Raw genomic sequence first — 18,720 nt, 5'->3', positions numbered from 1 at the left:
CTTTTTTATTTTTAAACAATTTAGTAGATTGCCATATGATCACGATGGATCATTTCTAGCGATCGTGCTTCACCTAAAACCTGATAGACTTTTTCTGATGATAAACCTTTAATCATTTCGGCAGAACGTGAACTAAAATTCACACGACCTACTGCGACACGACCACCGTTTTTATCAACACATTCAACTACATCACCACGATCAAAATGTCCTTCAATCGCTCTGACTCCGACAGGCAATAAACTACGATGTTTGAGCTTAATCGCTTCAACAGCACCATCGTCAATCACTAAACGACCCGCAGTTTGTAAATGCGCTGCCAACCATTGCTGATGTGCTGTCACACGATCATTGTCAGTGGTAAATAAGGTACCCAACATCTCACCCGCCATTAGGCGAGCCAGCACATTTTCGCTTTCCCCACTGGCAATCAAGGTAGGACAACCCGACTTTGCCGCTAGACGCGCAGCGCGAACCTTGGTGACCATACCACCACGACCAAGTACACCACCGCCACCCGCCATTTCAAACAAACGATCATCGAGTGCTCGAACAGCAGAGAACAATTTTGCATTTGGATTGCTACGTGGATCTGAATCAAACATACCTTGTTGATCCGTTAAGATAATCAACAATTCTGCCTGTACCTGACCCGCAACCATCGCTGCCAAAGTATCGTTATCACCAAACCGAATTTCATCAGTAGAGACGGTGTCATTTTCGTTAATGACTGGAATGACATGCCAATCAATCAAGTTCTGCAAAGCATCACAAGAGTTGAGATAACGACGACGATCAGCGAGATCATCATGCGTGAGTAACACTTGTGCAGTTTGGATACCATGTTGATCCAGTACGCTTGACCATGTATGGATTAAACCCATTTGGCCAATAGCAGCACAAGCTTGTAGACTGGGTAGATCAGTGGGTCGACTCGCAAGTTTCATGCGTACCATCCCTTCTGCAACTGCACCTGAGGACACAAGAATAATCTCATGTCCAGCATTGTGTAGATCTGCAATTTGTTTCGCCCAGTGCGAAATTGCATTTAAATCTAGACCTTGCCCATTTGCAGTGAGTAAAGATGATCCGATTTTAACAACGATTCGTTTACACGCATTGAGCTGACGTTGCCCATCGACCACTTCTATCATTTTTCCCTCGGTTTACTAGTCACGAATGTAGACGCTTTCTACATCGCCTTCGTCTTCATCGTCATCAAAGTCTTCATCATCGTCCAAACCAGCTTCACGCTGTGCTTTACGCATGGCACGATATGCTTCTTTCGCTGCGATGGTTTGTTCACGTGTCTCAGCTTCAAGCTGCTCACGGAATGCTTTCACTTCTGCTGCATACTCAGGATCTTCAACTTCGCGCTCACGTTGTTGTTCGATTTGATCCATTAAGTAATACACAACTTCTTTGGTTCCTTCCGACATAAGACCAGAAGTTTTAAATACAGGACCTTTCCACTGCAATTCATCGAGAATGTGCTGACACCATTCTTCTCTTGATTCTTCTGCAATTTGATCCAGTTTATTTAACACCAAGACCACTGGCAGTTTTGCCAATGTCGGAGAGAATTTTTCTAACTCACCTAAAATCGCTCTTGCATTATGAGCTGGATCAGAACCATCAATTGGCTGAACATCAACAATATGCAAAAGAATACGCGTACGCGCCAAATGCTTAAGGAAACGAATTCCTAGACCAGCACCTTCAGCAGCCCCTTCGATTAATCCTGGAATATCTGCCATCACAAATGAACGATGACGATCCGCATCAACCACACCGAGGTTTGGTACCATCGTGGTAAACGGATAATCTGCAACTTTTGGTTTTGCTGCGCTGACTGCACGAATGAACGTTGACTTACCTGCATTTGGCATACCGAGTAAGCCAACATCTGCAAGTACTTTCAACTCTAAACGCACTTCACGATATTCACCTTTGATCCCGTGCGTACACTTACGTGGTGAACGGTTAGTCGATGATTTAAAGTGAGTATTACCTAAACCACCATCACCACCATGGGCAACTTTTACACGCTGACCATCAGCGACCAAGTCACCAATAATGTCACCAGATTCAGTATCTACAATGGTTGTACCGACTGGCACTTTCAAAATAACGTCTTCGCCGCCACGACCAGAACAGTTCGCACCCGAACCATTTTTACCACGCTCTGCACGATAGCGACGCGTATAACGGTAATCTACCAATGTGCTGGTATCATCATCAGCTTGAATATATACACTTCCGCCACGTCCCCCATCACCGCCATCTGGGCCACCAAAAGGGACAAATTTTTCACGGCGAAAACTGGCTACGCCATTGCCACCGTCGCCAGCCTCTACGGTAATGACTGCTTCATCAACAAAGCGCATGTGCCAATCCTCAAATTCTTAAAAGCGGACTATTTTGCCACATTTTAAGAAAATTCTCGAATAGAAAAATCAGCAAATTGATTTTTTTAAATTTATTATTCGTTCAATATTCAATTTCATTATCCAAGTCAACGAACTATAGAGATTTTTTAGCTAATTATGGTCTCACATTCTTCAAAGGCAGTTCCATTTGCATATCTAAATTGGCTTTGGTCTGTTGCACCGAGTTATACATGATTGCATCAAAGGAAGAAATCTTACTCATATTAATTGCATCATTCATATAAAAGCTCGGTTTAAATTGATGCTTCACCGGCAAATCTACAGTTTCATCAAAAGCAAAATATACAGGTCCATCAAAAACAATTTTCACAGGAACGGTATAAGTACGTTTCAATTGAAATGGGATATCCAAATTTACTGGAATATTCAAACTCAAAGGAAACTTGGGCAATAATTTATTCTGATAGATCAAATCGGTACTGGTTTCAATCGGTACGACTTCATCTACTTTCAGCGTGGTTTCATAGTTGATATCAACCGTAATCGGTGTTTCGACTTCAAAACTTAAATCAGCCAAATATTTGCCTTTTAAAGGCAATTGTAGAGTCCGATCAATGTCCAATACCGTATTGAGTTGACCTTCCGACTTCACTCTTAGGTGATCACCTACTTGGATCTTGGTGCCCAAGGATTCAGGCAAACGAATATCTGCCTGTTGCGCAGAAACAATCAAAGATGCCTGAATATTTAAATAAAACCAAAATAGGATCGCCACCAAAGTCGTGACAATCACAAAGCTAATCAGCAGGCTTTTCAGTGTTTTGGGCATCTCCATTACTCACCTGCTTTTATATCGTGTTGAGCTGCTTGTACTTCGACAGGCTGAGCTTTGACACGATCCAAATACATCGTGGATAACGGAATCTTTAATTCACCCTGTGCAATTTTGACAGGTAAGGTATTTTTAACATCGACAGTAGCATTAAGCTCAGAAGTGATCGGTACATTCAAATTGCCTTGAATTGGAATGTTCGCATTCAGCTGTGCTTTCAAAGGAATATGCAAATTTTCCTTAAGTTCAGTACGAACGGGCGCATCAAACTTCAAATGTACTTTTTGCTGTAGCGGTACTTGAATATCAATCGGCACATCCAGTTGTAAAGGAATTGAACCTTTCAATGGTAAGGTGACGTCCTTACCTAAAATTTTAACCTGTACCTTGGTATCAATCGGTAGGCTTTGATTAACCTTAATCGTTTCCTTTACAGGAATCGTGGTACTGATTGGAACTAAATTATCAAAATAAACCCGTGGCGTCAGGGTTTGAGTCAGAGGAACATTCAGCTGTTCATTAATTGGAATCTTGGCATCGACACGACCATTCACATCCACATTGAGCGCATCTTTAACCTTCACACGAACCTGCAAAGGCTCTTGTAAGTCGATGGCGACATCTTGATTCTTTAATGGAATATAAATATTAAAATGCTTAAATACCCACATCGCGATATACACACCACACAAGTTGGCAACCACAATTAAAGCAAATACCACTAATAAACGTCTGAACTGCAACAATGAACGATTCCTTATTAATTATTTCCCTTTTCCATTATTCTCATCGATTTTTATGTTTTATTCAGCATATATTCTGTACAGTCAATAAAAAAGCCCAGTTTATTAACTGGGCTTTTTATCATTCTGCAAACAAATTATGCATTTGTTTCAGCAGGGATTTTTGTATAGCTTACGCCACACATTTGTTCAGCGATACGTAATACTTGGCAGCTATAACCCACTTCGTTATCGTACCAAACATAAGCAGTTAAACGTGTGCCTGAAGCAATTGTTGCTTGCGCATCAAATACACCAGCTGTACGTGAACCAATAAAGTCACTTGATACAACTTCAGTTGAGTTGGTATAACCAATTTGACCTTGTAAACTAGAGTTGATTGAGATTTGACGAATGTATTCGTTCACTTCTTCACGATCAACTTCTTTCTCTAAGTTAAGGTTCAAGATTGCAAGAGATACGTTTGGTGTTGGTACGCGTACAGAGTTACCTGTCAACTTACCTTTAAGACCTGGTAACGCTTTTGCAACTGCTTTTGCAGCACCAGTTTCAGTAATGACCATGTTCAATGTTGCGGCACGGCCACGACGGTCAGCTTTATGATAGTTATCAATTAAGTTTTGGTCGTTTGTGAACGAGTGAACTGTTTCAACATGACCATTCAATACTTTGTATTTGTCATCTAAAACTTTTAATACAGGTGTAATTGCGTTAGTTGTACAGCTTGCAGCAGAGATGATTTTGTCTTCATCTAAGATGTCAGAGTTGTTCACACCAAATACAACGTTCTTCATCTCACCTTTACTTGGTGCAGTTAATACCACACGTGCAACACCTGCACATTTCAAGTGTTGGCTCAGGCCTTCAGCATCACGCCACTTACCTGTGTTGTCGATAAGAAGTGCATTTTCAATACCGTAAGCAGTGTAATCCACTTCGCTTGGGCTTGATGCATAGATCACTTTAATGAATTGACCATTTGCAATGATTGCTTCGTTTTCTTCATCTACAGAAATCGTACCGTCAAAAGTACCGTGAATAGAGTCACGACGTAATAGAGAAGCACGTTTCGCCAAGTCACCATCAGATGATTTACGAACAACAATTGCTTTAAGGCTTAAACCACGACCCAAACCAGATTGGCTGATGATTAAACGTGCTAGGATACGGCCGATACGACCAAAACCATAAAGAACAACATCTTTAGGCGCAGCAGCAGTCACGTTACCTTGGATTGGAGCAACCGCTTGAGCAACGAAAGCATCAACATCGCCACCTTGGTTTTTATATTCAACAGCGAGTTTACCGATATCAACTTCAGCTGAACCGATGTTCTCAACTTTCATTAACGCTTCCAAAATTGGGAAGGTATTTACAACAGAAAGTTCAACATCAAGCATACGTGTACGGCGATGCGTTTTTAAAATTTGAATAACTGAACGGTTAATTAAAGAACGGCCGTAAACAGAAACAACAATATTTTTCTCACGGTACAATTGACCAATTAAAGTAATCATACGTTCCGCGATTTCTTCACGGTTTTTCCAACGACCTTGGTGTTCTGCGTGTAGGGCAATGATAGTGTCTTTGCTCACTGATACGTCCTCTAATTTATATATACTGGGCGTGAATTTTTAAAACGCCATAATTGTAATAGAATTATCATCAAGATTGAATCAAAAGCTGCTAAACGAGCTAAGATTTTGTCCTAATTGACTATAAATTCATAAAATACCTATAATTATTTTTGTGAATTTTGGTAGAAATCCATTTTCATCATCAAAATAGCTGCAACTTAGTGCACTTACATAACAGTTTTATTGATAGTTCAGCGTAATAGATAAGCACTTTTAGCTTTTATCATCCAAATTCACCCGTTGCGAATACTGTTTTAAGTTCAATTCTAGATGTTGCTTGCGCTTCCTCTGTTGATACAAATGTATTGCCCCTTCAATCACCAGTACCAACACAGCCAACCAAATTGGGATATAGGTTAACCATTCATCTGCCCCGATTTTTTCTCCAATCAGCAAAGAGACCAAGGCCAACAAAACAGGTTCCAAATAGCCCAGTAAACCGAAAATAATTAAAGGTAAATAGCGACTCGCAAGAATATAACTACCTAGCCCAATGGCACTGAGCAAACCTAGCCCAATCACCACCAAGATCAAACTCGGATATTCTAAAAACTTGAGATAAGGTGTATCCCCTGTTTGGGTAAAGAAAATCGCAACAGGAAGAATCAGTAAAAGATCCCACCAGAACCCACCTAAATTATCAGTTTGAATCTTTTTGCGAAGAATAAAATAAGCTGCGTAGCCCAAAGCAACAAAGGCAGTTTCCCAAGCAATACTGCCTAAACGCCATACCTCATGTCCGACACCAAATGCTGCGAGTAATACCGCAACGTACTGCAACTTTGAAAGCTTTTCACCATATAGGATACTTCCAGCCAACACCAAAACCAGAGGTAATAGGAAATAACCCAATGAGACCTGTAGCCCACGACCATGCATAGGTGCCCACAAAAACAGCCATAACTGCGCTGATGTCAGTACCGATGTAATGATTAAAAGTAGTAATAACGAGGGCTGCGCGACAATTCTTTTAAAGACGTGTTTGATATGACTTAAATCACCACTGAACCACATAAATAGCGTTAAAACGGGCAAGGTCGCAATGATGCGCCAACCAAAGGTTTGTTCACTATCAAATGCACCAAGCAATTGGGTATAAAAATACAAAACCCCAAAAGTAACTGAAGCCAAAACTGAATAAGCAATTCCTTTAAACATTTTAGGCCTCTAATTTTAGGGAATCTTCCAAAATACGTGATTTATCCACTATTTAAAATTAAAAAAACCATGCAAGCATGGTTCTTATTCAGTATATCGTATTTATTTAATGATGTTCAGGATAAATCACATCACCAACATCATAACCTAATGATTTAGCATAATTTAAATATTCATGAATAATTTCTTTTTTGGGATTAGGTATCCGTGAAAGTACCCATAAATATTTACGGCGCGGTTCTCCAACCAGTACCGTTTGATAATCAGCATCGAGTTTTAAAATCCAGTAATCACCCCGGATCACAGGGACCCAACGCACGACCTCTGGCAAGAAACTTACTCGCAATTTAGTATTAAATGGTGCATTGGCAACAAAAGCTTCACCCACACTTTGCTGTACGTTGCCTTCACTGTCATAACACTTGTTATCAACAACAATATTGCCATTTTCATTTAAGGTATAAGTCGCGGTGACGTTATAAGCGCATTTACGCTCAAAAAACATTGGTTTTCGCGCGACTTCGTACCAAACTCCCAAATACTTATCGAGTTCAACTTTATCGACTGTCGATAACGGTTTTGCTTGTGCATAAGCAATCGTTCCAACAGCCAACCCAGTTAAGACAGCCCCACCAATCGCAATCTTTGCAAGGCGCCAACTCGCTTTCGGGAAATTTTTAATAAAAGGCATGAGAAATCCTCAAAACAGTAATTTGTTATCAATAGTCATATAGTTAGCAATTTAAAATAGCTTACTTTGTGAACAAAAACTGTTGCGATATGTATCCCTTTTGAGGATTTCTCTGTTTGATTATGACTGCAACATATGTGCTTTGAGACGAACAATCTCATCACGTAATCTTGCAGCTTGTTCAAACTGGAGCTCTTTCGAGGCTTTTAACATTTCCTTTTCCAGTTTGCCAATATGCTTTGCAAACAGTTTTGGGTCTGATAACAAATGCTGTTCATCTGCACTGATTGCCTGTGCTTGCTCAAGCACTTTTTCATCAATTTCATCATCACTGAGTACTTCACCCGTATCGATTTCCTTGATGGTTTGGCGCACCGCACTACGTGGTGTAATACCATGTAATTCATTAAATTCAATTTGTTTATTACGACGGCGATCTGTTTCATCCATCGCTTTACGCATTGAATCAGTAATACGATCAGCATATAAAATCGCTTTACCTTTGACATTACGTGCTGCACGACCAATGGTTTGAATCAATGAACGTTCTGAACGCAAGAAACCTTCTTTATCGGCATCTAAGATTGCAACCAAAGATACTTCTGGCATATCCAGACCTTCACGCAGCAAGTTAATCCCAACCAATACATCATGCACGCCCGTACGTAGTTCGTGAATAATTTTGACACGCTCAACCGTATCGATATCTGAGTGCAGATAAGCCACTTTAACGCCATATTCTTTAAGATATGAGGTTAAATCCTCAGCCATACGTTTGGTCAAGGTTGTAACCAATACTCGCTCGTTGAGTTGTTTACGAATATTAATTTCAGAGAGCACATCATCCACTTGGGTTAATACCGGACGCACTTCAATTTCAGGATCAATCAAACCTGTTGGACGTACCACTTGCTCAACAATTTGCTCTGACTTTTCCAACTCATAATGTGCAGGCGTTGCGCTGACAAAGACCGTGGTTGGAACAATCCGCTCCCATTCTTCAAATTTCATTGGACGGTTATCCAAAGCACTTGGTAAACGGAAACCATAATTCACCAAGTTTTCTTTACGTGAACGGTCACCTTTATACATCGCCCCAATTTGTGGAACGGTCACATGTGATTCATCAATGATCAGCAAGGCATCTTCAGGGATATAATCAAACAAGGTTGGCGGCGCTTCGCCTGCCCCACGACCAGAAAGGTGACGTGAATAGTTTTCAATACCGTTGGTATAACCCAACTGCTGCATCATCTCTAAGTCATAACGCGTACGCTGTTCAATCCGCTGCGCTTCTAATAATTTGTCATGCTCTTTGAAAAATTTGAGCTGATCTTTCAACTCATCTCTAATGGTGTCAATAGCACGAGTTAAATGATCTTTCGGGGTCACATAATGACTCTTTGGATAAATGGTCACACGCGGCACTTTACGCACCAATTTTCCAGTCAAAGGATCAAACCAACGAATCGAATCGACTTCATCGTCAAATAATTCGACCCGTATCGCGTCTTTATCCGATTCCGCAGGGAAAATATCAATAATTTCACCACGGATACGATAGGTACCACGTAAGAACTCCAGTTCATTGCGGGTATATTGCATCTCTACTAGGCGACGAATGATCTCATCGCGACTAACACGATCGCCTTGTACGATATGCAACAGCATTTGCATATAGGCATTTGGATCACCCAAACCATAAATTGCAGAAACTGAAGCGACAATAATGGCATCACGACGTTCTAACAACGCACGTGTCGCAGAAAGACGCATTTGGTCGATGTGATCGTTGATTGCAGAATCTTTTTCAATAAAGGTATCTGACGAAGGCACATACGCTTCGGGCTGATAGTAATCGTAATAACTGACGAAATACTCAACTGCATTATTCGGGAAAAAAGCTTTAAATTCACCATACAACTGAGCCGCAAGGGTCTTGTTATGTGCCATGACAATTGTTGGACGTTGCGTCTGAGCAATCACATTGGCCATGGTATAGGTTTTACCCGACCCTGTTACCCCAAGCAGTAATTGATTACGAAAACCTTGGTCAATACCACTAACCAATTTCTCGATTGCCTGAGGTTGATCTCCCGCAGGTTGATAATTGGTGACTAACTCAAAAGGTTGGTTTTCGCTCATATAGAGATACTCAACTGATTGGATGGCTATTTTCACTTTCTAATGGGGGCAACAAACTGCTTTTTAAAGTCTAACGATACTTTTGAATTGTTATGCAATTTCCAACACAGTCAAATCAAGAGATTGCCCTAGTCTTTAAAAAAGCGCGCAATTTATACTTATAAACCTAAAAAACTTAACAGAATGGGGTTAAATTTCAATCTCGTTTTGATATTAGTTGTTAACTACAACTCCTAGACAATACATCACAGTATCAAAGACTCTGCCAAGAAAGCCATGATATATATTTTAGTGCTTAGCAATACTTGAATCTAATCGTCATTGGAATAGCGTCACTCAGAAACATGTCTTGAATAAATTAATCTCAAGCAAGACTTGACCCGCTACGCAATCAACTGCAACATGGACTTATACTCGATTTCAATGATAAGAATATGACTTACCAATATCACGATGAAACAATCGTAACGGAACTCCCAGAAGATACGGTCTTTGTTTTTGGTAGTAATTTAGCAGGGATACATGACAGCGGTGCGGCCCGTGTCGCGGCACAACATTTTGCGGCAGTCAAAGGTGTTGGTCGTGGCTGGGCTGGACAAACATTCGCAATTCCAACACTGAATGAACACTTACAACAAATGCCATTGGCTCAGATAGAGCATTATGTCGAGGACTTTAAAGTCTACGCAAAACACCACCCTAAAATGAAATACTTTTTAACGGCATTAGGCTGCGGTATTGCAGGTTATAAAGTATCTGAAATCGCCCCATTATTTAAAGGCATTCACTCCAATGTGATTTTTCCAGAATCTTTTCGCCCCTATATCGAAGAAGATGCTGTTTCACAATTTCCAGACCTAACTGCTGATGCGGTACATGCTTTTATTTCAGATAAGGTCATTTTCTATTTCGATCATGGCTACGAGTCTTTCGAAGAAGCACTCGATCAAACTCAGTTAACTGCAGCTGAAAAAGCCATTGCTTTAGTTGTTTTAAATGAAGAGCTGTACCCACGTGATCGTTATGGTCGCGGTCGTGAACATGAAATCAACGACATTTTAGGCAAGCTCAATGGCAAAATTTTCAACTTCCATAACAATGCTGAAGGTGCAATGACCTTTGTGAGTGTAATTATTGCCTTGATGGAACTATATGATATTGATGAGTATGATTTTCTCAAACTATGGCGTGGTGAACTAAAAATACAACACCCATTAAACCGCCATTAATAAGAAAAAAAGCCAATCAGATTGATTGGCTTTTTTATTAACGCTTACCCATCGAACGACGTGTACCGCGTGGTGGCATCCAAGTGCGATCAGCATATTGTTCAGGTTTTGGACGAACCTGATTATGCGTTGCATCCTCAGCATCATCCTGAGCAGATGGCATTGGAAAAGGCAATTTCACCAAAGCTTTTTTGGCTTTAGGTTGTTGGGTTCTCATTGGAATTCTCTCGAAATCTAGATTTCTAGCCGCATATTGTAATAGATTTTTGCGCTTTTGATAAAAATAAAATATGTAAAAAAACACAATGATTCTAATGCTTAAAATTTAGTAACTTTTTATGCGATTCTGGCAAGTTTCAGCCACAAAGAAGTCGATTTAGGCTAAGATAACCTGCTTTTTATTTTTTAATCCCATAAGAAGGAATAATGCCGTGGACGTACGTCTCTCTGATCGTGTCAATGCCATCAAACCGTCCCCTACACTTGCAGTGACCAATAAAGCCGCTGAGCTTAAAGCTGCTGGTAAAAACGTGATTGGTTTAGGTGCAGGCGAACCAGACTTTGATACCCCTCAACACATCAAAGATGCTGCAATTGAAGCGATTAATAAAGGCTTTACAAAATATACAGCTGTAGACGGTACTCCAAGCTTAAAAAAAGCAATTATTGCGAAATTCAAACGCGATAATAATTTAGATTATCAAGCCAACCAGATTCTGGTGTCTTGTGGCGGTAAGCAAAGTTTCTTTAACTTGGCACTTGCTTTGTTAAACAAAGGTGATGAAGTGATCATCCCTGCACCTTTCTGGGTAAGCTATCCAGATATGGTGATTATTGCTGAAGGCACACCCGTAATCGTGAAATGTGGTGAAGAACAACGCTTCAAAATCACACCAGAACAGTTAGAAGCGGCAATCACACCAAATACTCGTCTAGTGGTATTAAACAGCCCTTCAAATCCAACAGGTATGATCTACACCAAAGCTGAGTTAGAGGCTTTGGCAGAAGTATTACGTCGTCATCCACAAGTATTTGTTGCATCTGATGACATGTATGAACCAATTCGTTGGGAAGATGAGTTCTACAATATCGCGACTGTTGCACCAGACTTATATGACCGTACCATTGTTTTAAATGGCGTATCTAAAGCCTATGCAATGACAGGCTGGCGTATCGGTTATGCAGCAGGCCCTGCAAAAATCATTGGTGCGATGAAAAAGATCCAATCACAATCGACTTCAAACCCAACTTCAATTTCGCAAGTTGCAGCTGAAGCTGCATTGAATGGCCCACAAGATGTACTTGAGCCAATGATTGAAGCGTTTAAACGTCGTCATGACCTCGTTGTGAGTGGCTTGAATGACATCAAAGGGATTTCTTGTCTTCCTGCTGATGGTGCTTTCTATGCCTATGCCAACATCCGTCCATTGATTCGTGCCAAAGGCTTAAAATCTTGCACAGAATTCTCTGAATGGTTACTGGAAGAAACAGGTGTTGCTGTTGTTCCTGGTGATGCATTTGGTTTAGGCGGTTTTATGCGTATCTCTTATGCGACTGCTGACGAGGTTTTAGTTGATGCTTTAGCACGTATTAAAAAAGCAGCTGATTCAATTGAAGGCGTTGATGCCGCAATTGCGTCGATTGCAGCAGAAAAAGCTGCGAAATAATTTTTCTGCAATAAAAAAGAAGCTTCTCAATGAAGCTTCTTTTTTATCTCTTAAATCAAAATCTTCAATACAATTAGAATTTCCTACAAGCTACACTATTCCGCAGATTCACCACTAAAAAGTGCAACGACCTCCGCTTCAGTCATCTTCTTGGTCGAATTTTGAAAAGCATAAAACTCAGGCTTACAATCAATATAGATTTCTAGATCGAGATTTAGATCTTTTGGTGACTCATTCAATGCAAATGCATTGATATTGCAATAATTCTGATCTTTAGTCCGCCAAAATAAATTGGTACCGCAGGCATTACAGAATCCTCGCTCGCCCCAAGCCGATGAGTTATAAACAGAGAGATGATCTTGTTTTAAAAATTTTAAGCTGCCCTGTTTAACATCAATCGTCATAATCACACCACTGGTCTGTCGACGACAAATCGAACAGTGACAGGCATGTACATCATGATTACTTAATTCGACTTCAAATGTGGTTTCACCACAAACACACTGTCCTTTCATTATAAATTTACCTTTTATTCAAAATTGTTATTTATGAATTATCCTTAGCATAAAACAAAGCAAGCATGCTGCAATCAATAATTTGTAAAACATGATATGGATCGATGAACTGTATTGACAGTCTCTGATGGAAAGACTACGTTATACACAAGTTCCTTTTTAGAACTATATAGGAAAAAATATGAAACACCCGAAAGAAATGAATGGACTTGAGTTTTTAACCGCGATGTGTGAAGGGAAAATTCCACCTGCCAGTATTAGTGAAACCATTCCGATGCAACCCGTAGAAGTTGCAGAAGGATTTATCAAATTTGAAGTTCAAGCAGATCAACGCCACCTTAACCCGCTGGGTGGAGTACATGGTGGTTTTGCTGCAACCGTACTTGATTCAGTGACAGGCTGTGCTGTTCATACGCTTTTAGAAGCAGGCGTCGGTTATGGCACCATTGATCTAAATATTAAAATGTGTCGCCCTATTCCTAAGAATCAAAAACTCACAGCGATAGGCAGCATGATCAATATCAGTAAAAATTTAGGTATTTCTGAAGGTAAGATTGTCGATGCAGATGGCAAACTTTATGCCCATGCAACCGCAACCTGCATGATCATTCGCCCATAAGCATAGATTAAGCAAATGGGCTATTTCATCATAGCCCTATGCAATGGCCTTATTCGCTTGAAAGTTTTTTGGTCGAATACATAAATGACTAAATACTGCGTATTGCCAAATGCTTTTCACTTGTACTGAAACAACCTTTTGCTCTGCCACAGACCAAGCCAAAGCAGTGTTTGCACCTAAAAATAATTCACCACCAAGTTGAAATAAATATAAAGGTGCGTGCTCGTCGACAGTTGATGTATTTTTTTGTGTGAGTAGATCTTTTGCCGTTTGAATTTTCCACTTATTACCAAACCATAATTGCAGTAAATCACCCAGATACAAGGCTTGTTGCTTAAACGGAAAAGTATTTATAAATGAATGTTCAACTGGCGTGTAATACTGCGCAGCATCTTGAATAATTTCGAGATAATGTTCTTGATAAAAAGACAAATTTGAAAAAATAGATTGAATATTTAGAATAGTCATTTCGACCTCCAGTTTAGCCATTTTAGTGCTGGCAAGTAGGGTTAAATCCACACTGTTTAGATAAATATCTAAACGCTCTTTCTAATTCGAATCTAGCAATAGCCTGTTCAAAGTTCAAGTTATTTTTCCTACTTTATCGTAATTGTGCAAATAAAAAGCATACGATGCAAAAATGAAAGAAACATGACAGTTTTATCTTGACCAATTTTAAAAGCTGCCTATAATGGCACTCAGATTCTCCCATAGCTCAGTCGGTAGAGCGACGGACTGTTAATCCGCAGGTCCCTGGTTCGAGCCCAGGTGGGAGAGCCAAGATTCTAAAAAGCCCAGATCATTGATCTGGGCTTTTTATTTTAAATAAACAAAATACCCTTATAACGACAATTACGATTATTTTGTTCATTTCATGTTGAGTATCGTATAAATTTCGACCTACCATATTATTTTAACTATAAGATAAAAATTAATGATGTTGTTAAGGAAAACACATAATGAAAAAACTTCTATTCTGTTTAATCGTCTTTTGTAGTCCAGCAATGGCCGCCCAAACCACTTGGTATGCTGGTTCCTCTTATAAAGGCACGGTGACTGTACCAATTGAAAGTGGTCCCAATGTCGTCTGGAAATGTAATGGTCGTGTCTGTAGCATGTCTGGCCCTTGGGGCAATGCACTCTCCTTAGATTCTTGTCAGAGTCTGGTCTTACGTATCGGTAAGATTAATTATTATAAAAACTCAGCAGGCGCAATCTGGAATGCCCGCTCCACTGAATTGGCACAATGTAATCAAGTTGCACGTTAATACTCAACATTTTTGTTAAGCGATTATTATTCATACTGATTTTACTTGACGGACTGCCATTTAGGCCCTAAAATTCGCTCCAGATTCTCCCATAGCTCAGTCGGTAGAGCGACGGACTGTTAATCCGCAGGTCCCTGGTTCGAGCCCAGGTGGGAGAGCCAAGATTCTAAAAACCCACTCTTAATTGAGTGGGTTTTTTATTTGCTCTTTGATAAATACATGTTTGAATCGAATCACTTCTTATTTCTAACGATTGGTTTTATTAGTACAGCTATCTTGCTTTTTAGCTGTATACGCCCTTTCTTTCCCAAACAAAAATTCTTTGCTCGACCTGTCATCACATCATTTGAATCAAGAATGTTTGTACGATTACAACAGGCCTTTCCACAGCATCATGTACTTGCGCAGGTAGCCTTTAGTGCATTGATTACTAGTGATCACTATAAGATCCGCAGTAAGTTTAATCGCAAGGTGACAGACTTTGTGGTTTTAGATCAGCAGATGAATGTTTTGGCGATTATTGAGTTAGATGACCCGAGTCATTTAGGCAAAGAATTAGAAGATCAAAAGCGCGATCAGATGTTACAAGAAGCAGGCTATCAAGTACAACGTTATACGGAGATTCCATCTATAAAACAGCTACAGATGGATCTCCGATAGTCAGCTAATTTAAGAAAAATTATTCCGCCTTTGTCGCTTGTTCAGCATTTTTCTGCTGTTCAAATTTCTTTGCCATTTCAGCGCGTTGCTGGTCATATTTTTTCTTGGTTTGCGCATCACTTTTCGCAGCAACAAAGGCCATACCTACAATAAAAATTGGAATTAACAATCCCAAACTCATTAATAACCAAGGGATTGATTTTTTCTCAACAGGTGGCTGGCTCATAAGTGATTTAAACTCAAATTGCATGGCTTTAAACTGTGCAACAATATAACAAAAAAGAGCCCCTATAAAGAGACTCTTTTTAAAAGTAAATTTCTTCTAAATAAGCAAAGAAATCTTAGAATTTACCAGTACAGTGAGGGCTTTGGCTGGCATCCTTCTGCGCATCCGTCAATACGATACCTGTACCTGCTGACATATTGGCTTGGATAAAGCCATAAGCATCCGCATTTTTACATACAATCGCTTGAGTATGACTCGCTCCAACAACTGGCACGAATGTGACTTTAGTACCCAATGCAATCAATCCTTTTTGCAAGGAATCTGTCACTGGATAAGGCACTGCCATATCTAATGTCCCCTGAATAATCATTACTGGACTGTTTATTTTCTTGGTCGCAGGTTGATTATCTGATAGGAATTTTTTCACTGTTGGATTTTCTTGGAAGTTACCCGCTAAGCCCGGATAGTCCAAAACAGTTTTAGTGGTATCTTTGCTGATAAAGTCACGAATATCTGCTGCAAACTTATTATGCAAATCATCTAAACAGATGCCATTTTCACCTGTCGTACCTTCGGCGAATTCAGCAATTGAGCGAGAACGTTCCTGAAAAATTTCCCGATAATTAAATTTAGAATCATAAGCAGTAATACCAACAGTGGTATATGCAGCATAAGCAAGCAGCTCTGCATAGACTTCAACCGCTGTACCTACTGGTGCAAGACCAGCCTGTTCTTGCTTAAGAATATTTGCAATTGCCTGTGGTGCAACAACAGAGATGATATAACCAAGGCTCGATGCAGGAGCGCCCGCAACCGCACCTTTGTAATTTGCATCATTATTTGCAAATTCAGCAGTACCCAATGAAGCATGACCACCTTGAGACTGACCAATAGACATCCATTGTCCATTGAGTTTCGCCCCATAATGATCTTTTGCTGCTTTTACCGCTGCAATCGCAGATTTAGCTTCACTACCCAAGTTTAGATATGGATGAATTCCTGGAGTCCCCAAACCTTCATAATCTGGCGCAATCACCACATAACCCGCCGCCAATAAAGTATCAGCGAGGATTTTAAAGCGAGGATTCACAGTATTATTACTTGGTGCACAGCTATCACCTACCCCAACCGTACCATGCTCCCAGACCACCACTCTATAACCATCAGCTGGCTGAGCAACTTTAGGGAACATCACCAATGCGGTTGCTTTGGCAGTGCGACCTTGAACATTCTCTATGTTATAAGTCATTACCTTGAGTGATGAGGCATTATCCACTTTATCCTTAGAATAAGTCGTTTCAGACAGATAGGTTTTATTCGAATCTACCCCGGTATAATCATCATCATTGTCATTACACGCTGTTAAAAATAATGCAGAAATCGAGAAAGTAACTGCTAAAGCAATGTTTGACCGTTTCATAAAATATCCTTTTAGTCCTTATCTTATTTTTGTGCATGAATCTACATGCCGTATTATTAAGGCATAAAAAAAGTGCCCTGCATAGGACACTTTTCAACTATTTAGTCAGATTAAAATATTAATTCTAAAAAAATTCCAAGAAAAATAATCAGTCCTACCCAACGATTGTGACGAAATGCCCAAAAACAAATTTGTGGATCACGATCTTTGGTTTTGAAAGCTTGATAGGCAAAATCTACCGCAACGATCAACAACGCAATCAATCCAAACGGTAACAACAGATTTTCTAAATATAAAGCCCCACCGATCAGCAACAAACTGAGAATCTGGAGTAACCCGATAATTTGTATATCGTAACGACCGAATAAAATCGCTGTCGATTTCACTCCAATTTTTAAATCATATTCTCGATCGGTAATCGCATACTGAGTGTCGTAAGCCACCGTCCATGCCAAATTACCAAAATATAAAAGCCAACAGGTTAAATCTAAGGGCTTCCCCATCGCGGTAAAAGACATGGGAATTCCCCATGAAAAAGCCATCCCTAAAACCACTTGTGGTAAGTGTGTATAGCGCTTCATAAAAGGGTAAACAAATGCCAGTACTAGACCTGCTAGGGCGCAATAAAACGTTGCAATCGGTAGAAAAAATAAAGTACACGCACTTGCTGCAACTAATCCCAAAAAAACATAAACCGCTTCGCGTGGACGAATGATGCCAGTGGCTAATGGGCGTGTTTTAGTACGCTCTACATGAGCATCGACTTTACGATCAGCGAAGTCATTAATCGCACAGCCCGCTGCACGCATAAAAATCGTGCCCAAAACCATCGCAATGAGAATCTGCAATGGCGGTAAACCACCAGCAGCAATCCATAGTGCCCACATGGTTGGCCAAAAGACCAGTTCTGTACCTACAGGCTTATCAAAACGGCATAGATAGTAATAGGCTTCTAAACGTTGCCGCCATGTTGTGTGTTGCACTGTTTCCATGATGAATCCTTAGAGTCAATGCTGTCGAATAAACTGTTCAAATGCGGGAAGAAATGTTTCTTGCACAATAAATTTGCAGCCATGCCAAGTATAGCAACTTTGTCTGGTCCAACCTTCTTCAAGATAAATAACCCGCCTTTCGCAGGCAGGATTGGTTCGTTGAAATAAAAACCAACCAATAGGCTTATTACGAATATGCCGAAATAATCGTGCTTTCTTATGTAAGCTTAAAATAGGAAAGATACTTTTTGCTTTTACCCAAGCTTCTGTTTCACTACCATAAAGATTGGTTTCACGTACCCATGCAATATGGTGTGCTGGCATTTGCATCCACTGGCTATCGTTAAAGGTGAGTCGTTGAAAATGCTCTTTTGTCCGTTCAACATGAAACTCCCCCTCACCCAGATCAGTCAATTGCTGAGTAAGAGAACCAGATGCATACAACCATTTTTTCATTTCAGTTGGGATCTCTCGTCCCTTAATTCTGTTTGGTCGTAAATTTCGCATGCTTGGCTCACTAAAAACATC

20 protein-coding genes and 2 tRNA genes are annotated in these 18,720 nt (G+C 40.1%); 7 read left to right on the top strand and 15 right to left on the bottom strand.

Annotated features, from left to right (window positions below; all coding sequences use genetic code 11):
* Positions 1-20: 20 nt before the first annotated feature.
* From proB to uvrB, 8 genes are all read right to left on the bottom strand, one after another.
* Positions 21-1,154: a glutamate 5-kinase gene (gene proB, locus F885_RS14870; RefSeq protein ID WP_005202457.1), complete on the bottom strand. Its 1,134-nt coding sequence runs from the start codon at positions 1,152-1,154 to the stop codon at positions 21-23.
* Positions 1,155-1,169: 15 nt separating this feature from the next.
* Positions 1,170-2,387: an Obg family GTPase CgtA gene (gene cgtA, locus F885_RS14875; RefSeq protein ID WP_005202455.1), complete on the bottom strand. Its 1,218-nt coding sequence runs from the start codon at positions 2,385-2,387 to the stop codon at positions 1,170-1,172.
* A gap of 157 nt (positions 2,388-2,544) precedes the next feature.
* Positions 2,545-3,225, bottom strand: coding sequence for a hypothetical protein (locus F885_RS14880; protein ID WP_005202453.1), 681 nt, complete (start codon positions 3,223-3,225; stop codon positions 2,545-2,547).
* Positions 3,225-3,968 carry a hypothetical protein gene (locus F885_RS14885; protein ID WP_005202451.1) on the bottom strand — a complete coding sequence of 248 codons (744 nt, stop codon included), beginning with the start codon at positions 3,966-3,968 and terminating at the stop codon, positions 3,225-3,227. The genes F885_RS14880 and F885_RS14885 overlap by 1 nt, the downstream gene beginning before the upstream one ends.
* A 134-nt stretch (positions 3,969-4,102) precedes the next feature.
* Positions 4,103-5,560 carry a glyceraldehyde-3-phosphate dehydrogenase gene (locus F885_RS14890; RefSeq protein WP_004808502.1) on the bottom strand — a complete coding sequence of 486 codons (1,458 nt, stop codon included), beginning with the start codon at positions 5,558-5,560 and terminating at the stop codon, positions 4,103-4,105.
* Between the two features lie 255 nt (positions 5,561-5,815).
* Positions 5,816-6,760: an EamA family transporter RarD gene (rarD, locus tag F885_RS14895; protein WP_005202442.1), complete on the bottom strand. Its 945-nt coding sequence runs from the start codon at positions 6,758-6,760 to the stop codon at positions 5,816-5,818.
* A 106-nt stretch (positions 6,761-6,866) separates the two neighbouring features.
* Positions 6,867-7,451 (bottom strand): lipocalin family protein, encoded by a 585-nt coding sequence (locus F885_RS14900; RefSeq protein WP_005202441.1) that lies wholly within the window; start codon positions 7,449-7,451, stop codon positions 6,867-6,869.
* Between the two features lie 120 nt (positions 7,452-7,571).
* The gene (gene uvrB / locus F885_RS14905) at positions 7,572-9,596 is read right to left on the bottom strand and encodes an excinuclease ABC subunit UvrB (protein ID WP_004808507.1); all 2,025 of its coding nucleotides are present in this window, start codon (positions 9,594-9,596) and stop codon (positions 7,572-7,574) included.
* Positions 9,597-10,030: 434 nt separating this feature from the next.
* On the opposite strand from uvrB, the gene F885_RS14910 reads away from it, so the two are divergent.
* Positions 10,031-10,825 (top strand): A1S_2505 family phage non-structural protein, encoded by a 795-nt coding sequence (locus F885_RS14910; RefSeq protein WP_005202440.1) that lies wholly within the window; start codon positions 10,031-10,033, stop codon positions 10,823-10,825.
* Positions 10,826-10,862: 37 nt separating this feature from the next.
* On the opposite strand, the gene F885_RS14915 is transcribed toward F885_RS14910, so the two are convergent.
* The gene (locus F885_RS14915) at positions 10,863-11,042 is read right to left on the bottom strand and encodes a hypothetical protein (RefSeq protein WP_005202439.1); all 180 of its coding nucleotides are present in this window, start codon (positions 11,040-11,042) and stop codon (positions 10,863-10,865) included.
* 214 nt (positions 11,043-11,256) lie between these two features.
* Here F885_RS14915 and F885_RS14920 point away from each other — a divergent pair, with 214 nt between their 5' ends.
* On the top strand, positions 11,257-12,492 hold the full coding sequence (locus tag F885_RS14920; protein ID WP_004808509.1) for a pyridoxal phosphate-dependent aminotransferase: 1,236 nt from the start codon (positions 11,257-11,259) through the stop codon (positions 12,490-12,492).
* Positions 12,493-12,587: 95 nt separating this feature from the next.
* Here F885_RS14920 and F885_RS14925 read toward each other — a convergent pair whose 3' ends face one another.
* Positions 12,588-13,007 carry a GFA family protein gene (locus tag F885_RS14925; RefSeq protein ID WP_005202438.1) on the bottom strand — a complete coding sequence of 140 codons (420 nt, stop codon included), beginning with the start codon at positions 13,005-13,007 and terminating at the stop codon, positions 12,588-12,590.
* Positions 13,008-13,188: 181 nt separating this feature from the next.
* Between F885_RS14925 and F885_RS14930 the strand changes: the two genes are divergently transcribed.
* Positions 13,189-13,626 carry a PaaI family thioesterase gene (locus F885_RS14930; protein WP_005202437.1) on the top strand — a complete coding sequence of 146 codons (438 nt, stop codon included), beginning with the start codon at positions 13,189-13,191 and terminating at the stop codon, positions 13,624-13,626.
* A gap of 36 nt (positions 13,627-13,662) precedes the next feature.
* On the opposite strand, the gene F885_RS14935 is transcribed toward F885_RS14930, so the two are convergent.
* Positions 13,663-14,094, bottom strand: a complete 432-nt coding sequence (locus F885_RS14935; RefSeq protein WP_005202436.1) for a hypothetical protein — start codon at positions 14,092-14,094, stop codon at positions 13,663-13,665.
* A 236-nt stretch (positions 14,095-14,330) separates the two neighbouring features.
* Here F885_RS14935 and F885_RS14940 point away from each other — a divergent pair.
* The 4 genes from F885_RS14940 to F885_RS14955 all read left to right on the top strand — a co-directional run bounded on the left by F885_RS14940 (position 14,331) and on the right by F885_RS14955 (position 15,554).
* Positions 14,331-14,406, top strand: a tRNA-Asn gene (locus F885_RS14940).
* Positions 14,407-14,585: 179 nt separating this feature from the next.
* Positions 14,586-14,894 carry a DUF8200 family protein gene (locus F885_RS14945; RefSeq protein ID WP_005202435.1) on the top strand — a complete coding sequence of 103 codons (309 nt, stop codon included), beginning with the start codon at positions 14,586-14,588 and terminating at the stop codon, positions 14,892-14,894.
* Between the two features lie 85 nt (positions 14,895-14,979).
* A tRNA-Asn gene (locus F885_RS14950) sits at positions 14,980-15,055 on the top strand.
* Between the two features lie 58 nt (positions 15,056-15,113).
* On the top strand, positions 15,114-15,554 hold the full coding sequence (locus tag F885_RS14955; RefSeq protein WP_017402421.1) for a DUF2726 domain-containing protein: 441 nt from the start codon (positions 15,114-15,116) through the stop codon (positions 15,552-15,554).
* Positions 15,555-15,573: 19 nt separating this feature from the next.
* Here F885_RS14955 and F885_RS14960 read toward each other — a convergent pair whose 3' ends face one another.
* The 4 genes from F885_RS14960 to F885_RS14975 form a co-directional block, all read right to left on the bottom strand.
* On the bottom strand, positions 15,574-15,780 hold the full coding sequence (locus tag F885_RS14960) for a hypothetical protein (protein ID WP_005202434.1): 207 nt from the start codon (positions 15,778-15,780) through the stop codon (positions 15,574-15,576).
* A 115-nt stretch (positions 15,781-15,895) separates the two neighbouring features.
* Complete coding sequence (locus tag F885_RS14965) at positions 15,896-17,200, bottom strand: alpha/beta hydrolase (protein ID WP_005202433.1); 1,305 nt, start codon at positions 17,198-17,200, stop codon at positions 15,896-15,898.
* A 110-nt stretch (positions 17,201-17,310) separates the two neighbouring features.
* Positions 17,311-18,192, bottom strand: coding sequence for a 4-hydroxybenzoate octaprenyltransferase (gene ubiA / locus F885_RS14970; RefSeq protein ID WP_005202432.1), 882 nt, complete (start codon positions 18,190-18,192; stop codon positions 17,311-17,313).
* Positions 18,193-18,207: 15 nt separating this feature from the next.
* On the bottom strand, positions 18,208-18,699 hold the full coding sequence (locus tag F885_RS14975) for a chorismate--pyruvate lyase family protein (RefSeq protein WP_005202430.1): 492 nt from the start codon (positions 18,697-18,699) through the stop codon (positions 18,208-18,210).
* Positions 18,700-18,720 lie beyond the last annotated feature (21 nt).

This window comes from Acinetobacter higginsii, from assembly GCF_000369845.1.
GTDB classification, from domain to species: domain Bacteria; phylum Pseudomonadota; class Gammaproteobacteria; order Pseudomonadales; family Moraxellaceae; genus Acinetobacter; species Acinetobacter higginsii.
Note: the sequence above shows the minus strand (reverse complement) of the source record. Positions and strands in the feature narration are given on the sequence as shown.